This is a genomic window from Streptomyces sp. NPDC044061, from assembly GCF_056434305.1.
Genome location: NZ_JBWKFL010000014.1, coordinates 138,705 through 151,178, shown reverse-complemented (window position 1 = coordinate 151,178; position 12,474 = coordinate 138,705). Strand labels below are relative to the sequence as shown.

Here is a 12,474-nt window from a genome sequence, read left to right as displayed (position 1 = left end):
GGCACTTTCCGATCAGCGACAGGCCGTGGCCGACCATGCGGCGGTGCGGGCCCGGCACCCTGGACCGGCCTGCGAAAACGCGTCATGCCCTCCACGCACGCGTGAAGGGCATGACGAACGGGGACTTCGAGCCGCTACGGCACCAACTGCCGGGCTCCGGGCAAGCGGACTACAGCAGACCGTCCCACATCTGCTCCAGCAGCACCGACCACCAGCTCTCCGGCGAACCGAGCGCCGCCGGGTCCAGGGCGGCCAACTGCGCCTGGAAGTCGACGGTCCAGCGGCCCGCCTGCTCCTGGTTCAACCCGAACCTCAGACGCCACATCCGGCCCAGCAGCGCCAGGCACCGCGCGAACTCCGGCAGCCCCGAGTTCACGAACTGCGGCGGCACCGGCGCACCACCCGGACCCGCCTCCACCGGCACCGCGACGATGTTCGCCGTCCCGTACTGCACACAGAGCGCCTTGCCGAAGTCCGTACCCATCACAAGGTACGAACCCGCGTCCGGAGCCGGCTGCACCCCTCGCTCGGCCGCCAGCTCCGCCAGCGTCGGCACCGGACGGCCCGGCTGGGCCTGCGCCCAGAAGAACGGGCCCATGTCCAACGGCAGTCCGGCCACCACCAGCGTGTGCGCCACGACCGGCGGCACACCCTGACGCGACACCGCCTGCTGTTCGAACCGGAAGATCCCCGGCCCGAACGCCGCCGCCAGCTCCTGCGCGATGCCCTCCGGCGGGATCGGCGGCACGGCCTGCACCGGCACCAGCGGGGCCCGCACCGGCGCCGGCCGCGCGGGACCGTCCGCCACCTGGTGCAACTCGCCCTGGTGCGCCAGCAACTGCTGCATGCCCTGCTGCCGGCTCGCGTGATCCGTGCCGTACGGCGCGATGCTCGCGATCCGCGCCTGCGGCCACTGCTCCCGGATCATCCGCGCGCAGTAGGCACCCGGCAGCTCACACGACTCCAGCTCCGTGTGCAGCTCCAGCACCTGGTCCGGCGGCACGTTCATCGCGCGCAGCTCGTGGAAGATCTGCCACTCCGGGTGCGGCGTACCCGGCGCCGAACGCCGGATCAGCTGCTGCTCCGAACCGTCCTGCGCGCGGTAGCGCAGCACGGCCTGATACCCCGGGCCCACCGTCGGCTGCCCCGGCTGCGGATAGCCGTACCCCTGAGGCTGCCCCGGCAGCGGACCGCCCGGCGGCGGCATCGCGCCCGGCGGCATCGGCTGCGGGGCACCCGGGACACCGGGAGCGCCGGGCGGCATGCCGGGGGCGCCGAGTGCGCCCGGAGCGGGCGGCGGCGGGGGCGCGCCCGGGCCGCCCACGGGAGGAGCGGCCAGCACGGTCTCCGCGTGATGCACGGCACCGCCCGGGCCTCCGGGAACGCCGGGCGCGCCGGGAGGCTGAGGCGCGGCGGGGGCGCCAGGGACACCGGGCGCGCCAGGAGGCTGAGGCGCGCCCGGGAAGCCCGCGAGGTGAGGCGCGCCGGGGGCCGGAGGCATGCCGGGGGCGCCAGGAGCCGCGGGAGCGCCGGGCGGGTTCGGCATGCCCGGGGCGCCCGGAGCGCCCGGCGGCTGCGGCGCGGCTCCCATCTGGCTCGGGTCGGCCAGCACCGTGGCCGCATGGTGCACGCCCCCAGGGGGCGTGCCACCGGGAGCACCAGGTACGCCAGGCGCGTTGGGAGCACCCGGCGCATTCGGCGCACCCTGCCCCCGCGCCGCGTCGGCGCCCCCGGGACCACCGGGAACGCCCGGGACACCCGGGCCCTCAGGCCCCTCGGGTCCGAGCGCCGACACGAGCTGCGTCGGTACGTAGCCACCCGCGGGCCCACCCGGCGCGCCGGGCGCCGGCGGCGGCGTGCTCCCCGGGCGCGCACCCGGCGCACCCGGGGCGCCCGGCGGAGGCGGAGGCGTGCCCAGCCCGGCGCGCGGCTTGCGCGGCGGCGGCGCTGCCTTGCTGGTCGCGGCGTCCGCGATGTCCCCGGCGTTCGGCGCGAGCGGCCGCCCCGGCGCGGCCGGCCCGGCCGGCGGGTGAGGCGCGTTCGGACCGACCGGAGGCTGCGGCACGTCCGGACCGGCGCCCGGCGCCTGCGGATAGCCGTAACCGGGGACACCCGGCGCTCCCGGGCCCTGCGGATAGCCGTACGGCGTCGCACCCGCAGGCGGCGGAGGCGTACTCCCCTGCGGAGCACCCGGTGCGCCAGGCACACCAGGAGGCGCCGGCGCAGTACCGGGCGCCGGAACGTAGGCGGGCGCACCCGGCGCCGGCGCACCCGGCGCCGGCGCAGCCTGCGGATAGCCGTACGGCGTCGCACCCGCAGGCGGCGGAGGCGTACTCCCCTGCGGGGCACCCGGCACCCCCGGCGGGAAGCTCTGCGCCCCCGGCACGTTCGACGAGTCCAGCGCCGGCGCGACCGCCGTGGGCGGCAGCTGGCTGCCCCCCGAGATCAACGCCGTCTTCGCGTCCGGCGCGGCCGCCGGCGGCCGCGGGGCCTCGCCGTCCGGGTCGCTCAACGGCGGCGCGAACACCGTCGCGGGCAACGGCACCGAACGGTCCTCACCGGCATCCGCGTTGGTGTCCGTACCGGCCCACGGCGTGGCACCCACAGGCACCTGCGGCGCACCGGCACCCGGCCACGACGCACCGCTCCCCGGTCCACCGGGCGCACCCGCACCGCCGGCTCCGGCCGAAGCCGCGGCATCCGCACCCACCGGCACCCCGGCCTGCGTCTCGGCGAGCGCCCCGCCCCCGGCGGAACCCCCACCGACCCGACCGGACACAACACCAGCACCAGCACCAGCACCGGAATCCGCCACGGCCGAGGGCGAAGCCGACGCCGCAGCGCCCGACCCCTCACCCGCGCGCCGATCCGGGATCCCCAGCTTGTCCGCCGCCTCCTGCAACCACTCCGGCGGAGACAGCAGGAACGACGTCTGATTCAGATCCACCCGCGCAGCCGGCGCCGGCACCGCGTCCTGAACGTCGTCACCACGGCCGTACTCCTCCTCGTACCGGCGGATCACCTCACCCACCGGCAACGCCGGCCACAACGTCGCCTCACCGCTGTCCCGGGCGATGACGAGCCGCTGCCCACCCGCGTCCGAACGCGGGCCCTCCGCACGGTCCTCGCCCCACACCACGAAACCCAGCTCGAACTCCCGCACCCGCACCTCACGATGCTGGTACGCCGGGACATCCCCGTTGATCCACTCCTCGGCGCGCTCCTGCGCCTGCGCGAACGTCACCATCGCCTGGAACTCACTCCCCCACCGAGCCGGAAGACACCGCAACGGCACGCGCGAAACCGCCGTCCACCATCAGGTTCGCCACCGTCTCCAACTCCGGCGGATTACCCGCGAGCCGCGACAGGAAGACATCGAAATCCTCACCGCACGGCAGCAACAACCGCTCCACCCGCTCGGCCGGCGACCACGACGGATCCACGTCCCGCACATCGTCGTACGCGCAGAACCACACCGAACCGATCCGCTCGCCCTTCACCTTCACCGCGAGCAACCCGCCCTGCACGAAACCGACGCCCAGGTAGTCCTTCGTCAGGTGGTCACGCAGACACTTGTTGACGTACACCAGGTCATTCACCGCCGCCTCGTCCCGCACCGTGAAGAACGGCTGGTCCAGCAGCAGCCCCAACTCGGCGTCCAGAGCAGCGCCCACCGGCGCACACCCACCCGCCGCCTTCAGGAACGAACGATAGGCACCGGGCAACCGGTAGCCCAGATCCTCCTCGACACCCTGCACCTGCGACTCCGTCACCGCCACACCCGACTTCGGCAGCCCGAAGTGCGCCGGCCGCGTCTCCTGCAACGGCCGCGTCCCCCGCTTGCCCTGCTCCACCCGGGCCGTCGCCACCCCACCGTGGTGCCGCAGCAACGCCTTCACCTCGACCGGAACCAACTCCAGCCGCCGCGAACCCACCACGTGATGCCACGTCCAGCCGTGCGGCGTCGCCACATCCGGCACCGTGTCCCACAACTCGTGCCCCGACGCCGCCAGCGCGGCATTCGCCGACACATAGTCGGTCAGCCGCAGCTCGTCGACACCGAAACCTTCCGGCGGATCGGCGATCTCCGCCGCCGCGCGCGCATACGGCGAGAAATCCGGGTAACCGCGCTCATCGATGCGTACCCCTCTCGGGTGACGCGCCGCCCGAACCGGATCCGGGAAGTGCACGACCTGCCCGGCATAGGCCGCGTTCGGCGGCGCGGCTTGCTGCCCGAGCCGACCTGTCGTCATGGCGGTTGCCCCCTGCGGCGTTCTCTCTGGCCTGAACGGCGGTGTCGATCGCGGATGCCGACAGCCTATGCGGTACACGGACACGGGTCACCGGCCCTCCACCCCACCCCTCCACTTCCCGCCTCCCCTTCCGTGACCAGCCGTCACCCCATCGTGACAGCCCACCCGAACACGGGCGTGTCGCGCCGCCCCAGCTTCCGCACCCGCCACGGCATTTGGCACTCTGTGTCCTTCGGGGGGATGCCCGGGAGGGGAATGACGATCATGAACGCCTTGCAGACCGGAGGTGGCGACGTGCGGGCCGGCGACCCTCGCATCGGCTGGAGCGGCACCGACACACCCCCCGTCCCCACCCTCCTGCACCGCCGCGACGGCATCCTGCCCACCGTCGCCGCCGCCCTCTCCGTCCGCGGCGCCACCCTCACCGGCACCGCCGCCCGCGGCGACCAGCCCCCAGCCCTCCACCCCCTCGTCCAGGACTTCCTCGACACCCTCACCAGCGCCCAACGCGACCGCTTCACCGGCCGCTGCGCCGAAACCATCCTCATCTCCCGGCACATCGCCGCCGCAGACGCCGCCCGCAGCAAACGCGCCGCCCGCAAACCCATGACCAACGGCGAAGCCCGCAAGACCCTCAAACTGGCAAAACTCACCGCCCGCCGCATACGCGAGGACGGCGACCCCCTCCACGGCAGCTTCGCCACACCCTGCCGCGCCTGCACCGCCCTCAGCGCCCACTTCGGCGTCCGCATCGTCGACCCCACCGCAACCGACGACTGAAACCCGGCGTCCCCGGAACCACCCCGCACACACGACGATCGAAGGGCCGATGCACCCCGACCGCACCTCCACCACCCGCTTCCCCGTACCCGTCGACGCCGCCCTGCGCACCGCAGGCTGGCAACCCGGACGCTGGGACATAAAGCAGGCGGAAATCTGGGCCGACACCCTGCGCGACCACACCTCACCCGCCGGGCACCGGCACACCGTCTTCCCCGCCGCGGTCGAAGCCTGGGCCGAATTCGGCGGACTCCGCATCACCCCCACCGGCCCCGGCCGCCAGGTCGCCCCCGCCACCCTCCACCTCGACCCCCTGCACGGCCTCCACCTCGCCCGCACCCTCGGCGACCTCGGCCGCGCCCTCGGCACCGAGGTCAGCCCCCTCGGCGAGGAAACCGACACCGCCGCCCTCCTCGCCATCGACACCGACGGCCGCGTCTACGCCCTCGACCACACCGGCGACTGGTACGTCGGCCCCGACATCGACCACGCCCTCTCCACCCTCATCGCCGGCACGGAACCCGCACGCCTGAAAGCCGGCTGAGCAGCCGGTTCGACCCACAGCAGCCGCACAGCCCGCACGGCAGACGGCAGCCGCGGCGCCGGCACGACCGGCAGCCGGCCGACGCCGGAGACCCAGGACAGCCGGAACACAAAGCGACTGCGCCCCACCACCGACCGGCCCCGCGATCACACCGCCGGAATCACCGCCGACACCCGGAAACCCCCCGCATCCGTCGGCCCCGACACGAACACCCCACCCAGCGCCACGACCCGCTCCCGCATCCCCACCAGGCCGTTGCCACCCGACGGCAACCGCGCCGCCGACGCCGACCCCGGCTCCGGCGGCGGCTCGTTCTCCACCTGCATCGCGATCTCCACACCCCGATGCGCCAGCCGCACATGCGTCTTCGCACCCGCCGCATGCTTGTGGACGTTCGTCAACGCCTCCTGCACCACCCGGAACGCCGTCTGCTCCACCTCCGCCGCATACGACCGCACCTCACCCTCCACGGACAGATTCACCACCATGCCCGCAGCGGCCGACTGCCCGACCAACTCGTCCAACTCGGACAGACACGGACCCTCCGCCTCGTCCACCACCCTCGACACGGCCTCCGCCGCGGCCACCGCCGCCAACGGCACCACCGCCGCACGCCGCCCCGCGGCCTCCCCCGACCGCAGCACCCCGAGCATCTCCCGCAACTCCGTCAGCGCCTGCCGCCCCATGTCCCCCACCAACGCGGCATTCCGCACCGCCTTCTCGGGATCCTTCCGCGCCACCGCCTGCAGCGCGGCGGCATGCACCACCATCAGACTCACCCGATGCGCGACGACGTCATGCATCTCCCGGGCGATCCGCGTCCGCTCCTCGTTGCGCGCCCACTCCGCCCGCTCCTCCGCCCGCTCCGCAAGCAACTGAAGCTCCCGCTCCAGACTGTCCGCCCGCTCCCGCAGACTCTCCATCAGCCGGCGCCGCGCCCCCACGTACAACCCCAGCAACACCGGCGGAGCCGTCAGCCCCAGCGACGTCGCGATGGACGCGAACGGCACAAACCAGTCACCGAGGGTCAGATCACCCCGCGCCATGTCCTGCCGCACCCGCACGAACGTCACGATCATCGTGCCCAGCAGACTCATCCCCGCCAACGCCACGATGATCCGCCGCGGCAGCTCGCACGCAGCCAGCGTGTACAGGCCGACGATCCCCATCAGGAAACCCATCTGGGCCGGCGTGATCGCGATCGCTACCAGCACGACGGCGATCGGCCACTTACGACGCACCAGCAGGACCGAACCGGCGATCAGCCCGAACACGATCCCCACCGACACCGGGAGCCCCGCGTCCCGGGCGAACGGAATCCCCTCCGCGGCGCACTCCACGGCGGACACCAGCGCGAGACTCCCGTCCAACACCGCACTGCGCCACCTGGCCCACCACCACGGGCCGGTCAGGGCCCTGGCGTGCTCTTCCCCCGTCGTGGTCATGCGTCCAGCCTACGGGCGGCGGGGGCGGCTTTTCCGGTGACTTTCGCCTACCGCCACACACCACACTCCGTAATCGAATGACCTCGAAACCCGCCGGTATCCCTCGAACTGCTGAACCACACCCGTTCGAGCCCGGAGGCGCACATTCCGCCCGGACGGTATGCACATGGCACATTCAGCGGGCAAGAGCGGCAAGTACGAGGACTTCGAGGGGTTGCGAGAGCGAGCGGTCGCACTGCGCCGCGAGGGGCTGAGCCGACGGCAGATCCGTGACCGGCTTCACGTCGACAACAACGACATCCTCAACCGGCTCCTGGAGGGGGAACCGCCGCCGGAGTGGACGAAGCGGCCCAACGCGAAAGACGACGTGAGGGAGAAGGCGCGCGAGCTACGGCTCCAGGGCTGGACGTACGACCAGATTCAGGTGGCGCTGGGGTGCTCGAAGAGTTCGATCTCGCTATGGGTGCGGGATCTGCCGAAGCCGGAGCGCAAGCGCACTCCGGAGGAGGCGGCAGCCATCGCCAAGAAGGGCTGGGAGGAGAAGCTGCGCATCCGGGACGGAGAACGCCGACGAACCAAGGACGAAGCCAAGCAGGCCGTGGGCGGCCTGTCAGCCCGCGAGCTCTTCCTCGTCGGCGTGGGGCTCTACTGGGCCGAGGGTGGGAAGGACAAGCCTTACGCCCGTCGTGAAAACGTCACCTTCGTCAACAGCGACCCCGGCATGATCAAGGTCTTCCTCGCCTGGCTCGACCTCCTGGGGGTGGAGCGCGAGCGTCTCCGATACACCGTGATGATCCACGAAACCGCAGACGTGCAAGGCGCGGAAGAGTACTGGGCCGGACTCGTCGGCGCGGACCGCTCCTCCTTCTGCAAGACGAACCTCAAGAAGCACAATCCCAAGACGGTCCGCAAGAACACCGGCGATGACTACCGGGGTTGCCTCACGGTTAAAGTCCTTAAAGGAGCCGACTTGTACCGTCGCATCGAAGGCTCTTGGTGCGGCATAGTGGAGGCCGCATGCGAAGCCGATCAATCGAATCGGACATAGCGTGCAAACTATCCCGGATCGTCTAAAGGTAGGACAAACGGTTTTGGTCCGTTGAATGAGGGTTCGAATCCTTCTCCGGGAGCCACAGCACACAAAACCTACGTTCGGGTCCTGACCGGTAACACCACCGTCAGGGCCCGCACTCATTTCCCCCAGATCTCCCCCCGGTATCCTGCGGCTGTCACCCCCACCCATCCAGAGCCGAAGGGCAACCCCGTGAGCGCCATTCGCCCGGCAGCCGTCGTCGTTCTCGCAGCGGGTGAGGGCACCCGTATGAAGTCGGCCACGCCGAAGGTCCTGCACCAGATCTGCGGCCGTTCCCTGGTCGGTCATGTGCTGGCCGCGGCCCGTGAGTTGGACCCCGCGAACCTGGTCGTCGTCGTGGGCCACGCCCGTGAGCAGGTCACCGAGCACCTGACCGAGATCGACCCCGGTGTGCGGACGGCCGTGCAGGCGCAGCAGAACGGCACGGGGCACGCCGTACGGATGGGGCTGGAGGAGCTGGGCGGGTCCGTGGACGGGACTGTCGTGGTCGTCTGCGGGGACACCCCGCTGCTGACCGCCGACACTCTGAAGCAGCTCGCGGCGACGCACCACGCGGACGGCAACGCGGTGACGGTCCTGACCGCGGAGGTTCCGGATGCGACCGGTTACGGCCGTATCGTCCGTGACGACGCGTCCGGTGCCGTGACGGCGATCGTGGAGCACAAGGACGCGACGGATACCCAGCGGTCGATCCGGGAGATCAACAGCGGGGTGTTCGCGTTCGACGGGTCGTTGCTGGCGGACGCGCTGAAGAAGGTGCGGAGGGACAACAGTCAGGGTGAGGAGTACCTGACCGATGTGCTGGGGATTCTGCGGGAGGCCGGGCATCGGGTCGGTGCTTCGGTGGCCGGCGATCACCGGGAGATCGCGGGGATCAACAACCGGGTGCAGCTGGCGGAGGCCCGTCGGATCCTCAACGACCGTCTGCTGACCCGGGCGATGCTGGACGGGGTGACGGTGGTGGATCCGGGGAGTACCTGGGTCGATGTGACCGTGACGTTCGAGCAGGATTCGGTGGTGCTGCCGAACACGTTGCTGACCGGTTCGACGCACATCGGTGCGGGTGCCGAGGTGGGTCCGAACAGCCGGCTGAACGACACCCGGGTGGGTGCGGGGGCGCGGGTGGACAACACGGTGTCGGACGGTGCGCGGATCGGTGCGCAGGCGTCGGTGGGGCCGTACGCGTATCTGCGGCCGGGGACGCGTCTGGGGGTGAAGGCCAAGATCGGGACGTATGTGGAGACGAAGAACTCCTCGATCGGTGAGGGGACGAAGGTTCCGCATCTGTCGTACGTGGGTGATGCGACGATCGGTGATTTCACGAACATCGGGGCGGCGAGTGTGTTCGTGAACTACGACGGTGAGAGCAAGCACCACACGACGGTCGGGTCGCATTGCAAGACGGGTTCGGACAACATGTTTGTGGCTCCTGTCACGGTCGGGGACGGTGCTTACACCGCTGCCGGGTCTGTGATCACGAAGGATGTGCCGCCCGGTTCGCTGGCCGTGGCCCGCGGTCAGCAGCGGAATATCGAGGGTTGGGTGGCTCGTAAGCGTCCTGGGAGTGCGGCCGCGAAGGCGGCCGAGGCGGCGTCGCGGCAGGGCGAGCGCGAGGGCTGACCGGAAACGGGTGCGCCGAACACGGCGTACCGTGATAAGTGCGCATCCGCACGAGTGCACCCCGCACCCCGACCAGCTGATTCGGCCTCTCATGCCCAGCCGAGAGGTCGCCGAGCAGCCGGCTGGCTGAGACACCTCTGAGGAGACAGTGCTGTGACCGGGATCAAGACGACCGGCGAGAAGAAGTTGATGTTCTTCTCCGGCCGCGCCCACCCCGAGCTTGCCGAGGAGGTCGCCCAGCAGCTGGGTGTCGGGGTTGTCCCGACGAAGGCCTTCGACTTCGCCAATGGCGAGATCTATGTCCGCTACCAGGAGTCGGCTCGTGGTGCGGACTGCTTCCTGATCCAGAGCCACACGGCTCCGATCAACAAGTGGATCATGGAGCAGCTGATCATGATCGACGCGCTGAAGCGTGCGTCGGCCCGTTCCATCACGGTCATCGTGCCGTTCTACGGTTACGCGCGGCAGGACAAGAAGCACCGGGGTCGTGAACCGATTTCGGCGCGTCTGATCGCGGATCTGATGAAGACCGCGGGTGCGGACCGGATTCTGACCATGGATCTGCACACGGACCAGATCCAGGGGTTCTTCGACGGGCCGGTGGACCACTTGTTCGCGCTGCCGCTGCTGGCGGACTACGTGGGTGACAAGGTGGACCGGGACAAGCTGACGGTCGTGTCGCCGGACGCGGGTCGTGTGCGGGTGGCGGACCGGTGGTGTGACCGGCTCGGTGCGCCGCTGGCGATCGTGCACAAGCGTCGGGACAAGGACGTGGCGAACCAGGTGACCGTCCACGAGGTCGTGGGTGAGGTCAAGGGTCGGGTGTGTGTCCTGGTGGACGACATGATCGACACGGGTGGCACGATCTGTGCGGCCGCGGACGCGCTGTTCGCGCACGGTGCGGAGGATGTCATCGTGACGGCGACGCACGGTGTGCTGTCGGGTCCGGCGGCGGACCGGTTGAAGAACTCGCGGGTGAGTGAGTTCGTGTTCACGAACACGCTGCCGACGCCGGGTGAGCTGGCGGTGGATCTGGACAAGATCAAGGTGCTGTCGATCGCTCCGACGATCGCGAGTGCGGTGCGTGAGGTGTTCGAGGACGGGTCGGTGACCAGCCTCTTCGACGAGCAGTGAGGTTTCTGCGGGCCCCTGTCGTGGGCTAGCTGAAGATCCTTTTGGATGCGGCCTCCCCTGCCGAGTAGACTGCTGCAGTTGCTCGGCGAGGGAGGCCGTACTCCGTTTCTGACGGGGGCACGGCGGTCCGTTATCGACGCGCTCTTCGTAGCAGGCCGTTCGTGGCCGGGTGACCACGTCCGTTCCGAGTTCCTACGAGGAGTGATCGATATGTCCGAGGTGAAGCTCACCGCCGAGACCCGCACCGAGTTCGGCAAGGGTGCGGCCCGTCGCATCCGCCGTGACAGCAAGGTTCCGGGTGTCCTGTACGGCCACGGTTCCGACCCGCTGCACCTGACCCTGCCGGGCCACGAGCTGCTGCTGGCGCTGCGTACGCCGAACGTCCTGATCTCCCTGGACATCGACGGCAAGTCCAACGAGCTGGCGATCCCGAAGTCCGTGCAGCGTGACCCGATCAAGGGCTTCCTGGAGCACGTCGACCTGCTGCTGGTCAAGCGCGGCGAGAAGGTCACGGTCGAGATTCCCGTGCACGCCGAGGGCGAGCTGGCCCCGGGTGGCAACCTGCTCGAGCACGTGCTGAACGCGCTGCCGGTCGAGGCCGAGGCCACGCACATCCCCGAGGCCGTCACGGTGTCCGTGGAGGGCCTGGAGGCCGGTGCCTCCATCCACGCCAAGGACATCACCCTGCCGTCCGGCGTCACGCTGGCCGTCGAGGAGGACGCGGTCGTCCTGCAGGTCCTGCAGGCGCAGATCGAGGAGGCCGTGGAGGGCGAGGAGACCGAGGGCGAGGAAGTCGCCGAGGCCTGAGCCGGCCCATCGGCGCTTCTGGCCGTGGCGGGGCCGGGAGCCTTTTTCGGGGTCCCGGTGCCGCAGGCTGTGCCCACCCGTTCCGCCGTGGCGGAACGACTGCCCACAGTGGTATACAGCCGCTGCTTCCCTTGGGGGAGCAGCGGCTGTTGCATAAGGAGACATGGACGTGACCACCCCTGCCAACGCCCCCTGGCTCGTCGTCGGGCTCGGTAATCCCGGGCCGGAGTACGCCATGAACCGGCACAACGTCGGTTTCATGGTGGTGGATCTGCTCGCGGACCGGATCGGGGGGAAGTTCAAGCGGGCGGGCAAGGCGCAGGCGCAGGTGCTGGAGGGGCGGATCGGTCCGGTGGGGCCGGCGAACCGGCGGGTGATCCTGGCGAAGCCGATGTCGTTCATGAACCTGTCGGGAGGTCCGGTGAACGCGTTGCGGGACTTCTACAAGGTGCCGTTGGCGAACATCGTGGCGGTCCATGACGAGCTGGACATCGACTACGGGACGCTGCGTCTGAAGCTGGGCGGTGGCGACAACGGCCACAACGGTCTGAAGTCGATGACGAAGGCGATGGGGGCGGACTATCACCGGGTGCGGTTCGGGATCGGGCGTCCTCCGGGTCGTATGCAGGTGGCGGACTTCGTGCTGAAGGACTTCGGTTCGGCGGAGCGCAAGGAGCTGGACTACTTCGTGGACCGGGCGGCGGACGCGGTGGAGTGTCTGGTGTCGGAGGGGCTGGAGCGGGCGCAGAGCGCGTACAACTCCTGACTTGTCCTGTCATGGCGCCCGGGCGAGTTGAC

At 70.5% G+C, this 12,474-nt stretch carries 10 protein-coding genes and 1 tRNA gene; 8 read left to right on the top strand and 3 right to left on the bottom strand.

The window, feature by feature from the left end; translation table 11 throughout:
• Positions 1 to 169: 169 nt before the first annotated feature.
• Complete coding sequence (locus AC07CM_RS23750) at positions 170 to 3,247, bottom strand: SUKH-4 family immunity protein (protein WP_478878450.1); 3,078 nt, start codon at positions 3,245 to 3,247, stop codon at positions 170 to 172.
• A 10-nt stretch (positions 3,248 to 3,257) separates the two neighbouring features.
• Positions 3,258 to 4,253 carry an SMI1/KNR4 family protein gene (locus AC07CM_RS23745; RefSeq protein ID WP_478878449.1) on the bottom strand — a complete coding sequence of 332 codons (996 nt, stop codon included), beginning with the start codon at positions 4,251 to 4,253 and terminating at the stop codon, positions 3,258 to 3,260.
• Positions 4,254 to 4,508: 255 nt separating this feature from the next.
• Here AC07CM_RS23745 and AC07CM_RS23740 point away from each other — a divergent pair, with 255 nt between their 5' ends.
• Positions 4,509 to 5,033 (top strand): YwqJ-related putative deaminase, encoded by a 525-nt coding sequence (locus AC07CM_RS23740; protein ID WP_478878448.1) that lies wholly within the window; start codon positions 4,509 to 4,511, stop codon positions 5,031 to 5,033.
• A gap of 49 nt (positions 5,034 to 5,082) precedes the next feature.
• Positions 5,083 to 5,577: an SUKH-3 domain-containing protein gene (locus AC07CM_RS23735; protein ID WP_478878447.1), complete on the top strand. Its 495-nt coding sequence runs from the start codon at positions 5,083 to 5,085 to the stop codon at positions 5,575 to 5,577.
• A gap of 146 nt (positions 5,578 to 5,723) precedes the next feature.
• On the opposite strand, the gene AC07CM_RS23730 is transcribed toward AC07CM_RS23735, so the two are convergent.
• The gene (locus AC07CM_RS23730) at positions 5,724 to 7,022 is read right to left on the bottom strand and encodes a sensor histidine kinase (RefSeq protein WP_478878446.1); all 1,299 of its coding nucleotides are present in this window, start codon (positions 7,020 to 7,022) and stop codon (positions 5,724 to 5,726) included.
• 166 nt (positions 7,023 to 7,188) lie between these two features.
• On the opposite strand from AC07CM_RS23730, the gene AC07CM_RS23725 reads away from it, so the two are divergent.
• From AC07CM_RS23725 to pth, 6 genes are all read left to right on the top strand, one after another.
• Positions 7,189 to 8,070 (top strand): hypothetical protein, encoded by an 882-nt coding sequence (locus AC07CM_RS23725; RefSeq protein ID WP_478878445.1) that lies wholly within the window; start codon positions 7,189 to 7,191, stop codon positions 8,068 to 8,070.
• A gap of 11 nt (positions 8,071 to 8,081) precedes the next feature.
• Positions 8,082 to 8,155, top strand: a tRNA-Gln gene (locus AC07CM_RS23720).
• A 131-nt stretch (positions 8,156 to 8,286) separates the two neighbouring features.
• The gene (glmU, locus tag AC07CM_RS23715; RefSeq protein ID WP_478878444.1) at positions 8,287 to 9,735 is read left to right on the top strand and encodes a bifunctional UDP-N-acetylglucosamine diphosphorylase/glucosamine-1-phosphate N-acetyltransferase GlmU; all 1,449 of its coding nucleotides are present in this window, start codon (positions 8,287 to 8,289) and stop codon (positions 9,733 to 9,735) included.
• A gap of 153 nt (positions 9,736 to 9,888) precedes the next feature.
• Positions 9,889 to 10,869, top strand: coding sequence for a ribose-phosphate diphosphokinase (locus tag AC07CM_RS23710; RefSeq protein WP_478878443.1), 981 nt, complete (start codon positions 9,889 to 9,891; stop codon positions 10,867 to 10,869).
• Between the two features lie 210 nt (positions 10,870 to 11,079).
• Positions 11,080 to 11,676, top strand: coding sequence for a 50S ribosomal protein L25/general stress protein Ctc (locus tag AC07CM_RS23705; protein ID WP_478878442.1), 597 nt, complete (start codon positions 11,080 to 11,082; stop codon positions 11,674 to 11,676).
• A gap of 163 nt (positions 11,677 to 11,839) precedes the next feature.
• Entirely contained in the window at positions 11,840 to 12,442 is a 603-nt protein-coding gene (gene pth / locus AC07CM_RS23700) for an aminoacyl-tRNA hydrolase (protein ID WP_478878441.1), read from the top strand.
• Positions 12,443 to 12,474 lie beyond the last annotated feature (32 nt).

Coding starts and splice junctions, on each gene's coding strand:
- AC07CM_RS23750 (WP_478878450.1), bottom strand. CDS start 3,247: ATGGTGACGTTCGCGCAGGCGCAGGAGCGCGCCGAGGAGTGGATCAAC.
- AC07CM_RS23745 (WP_478878449.1), bottom strand. CDS start 4,253: ATGACGACAGGTCGGCTCGGGCAGCAAGCCGCGCCGCCGAACGCGGCC.
- AC07CM_RS23705 (WP_478878442.1), top strand. CDS start 11,080: ATGTCCGAGGTGAAGCTCACCGCCGAGACCCGCACCGAGTTCGGCAAG.
- AC07CM_RS23730 (WP_478878446.1), bottom strand. CDS start 7,022: ATGACCACGACGGGGGAAGAGCACGCCAGGGCCCTGACCGGCCCGTGG.
- AC07CM_RS23735 (WP_478878447.1), top strand. CDS start 5,083: ATGCACCCCGACCGCACCTCCACCACCCGCTTCCCCGTACCCGTCGAC.
- AC07CM_RS23740 (WP_478878448.1), top strand. CDS start 4,509: ATGACGATCATGAACGCCTTGCAGACCGGAGGTGGCGACGTGCGGGCC.
- AC07CM_RS23725 (WP_478878445.1), top strand. CDS start 7,189: ATGGCACATTCAGCGGGCAAGAGCGGCAAGTACGAGGACTTCGAGGGG.
- pth (WP_478878441.1), top strand. CDS start 11,840: ATGGACGTGACCACCCCTGCCAACGCCCCCTGGCTCGTCGTCGGGCTC.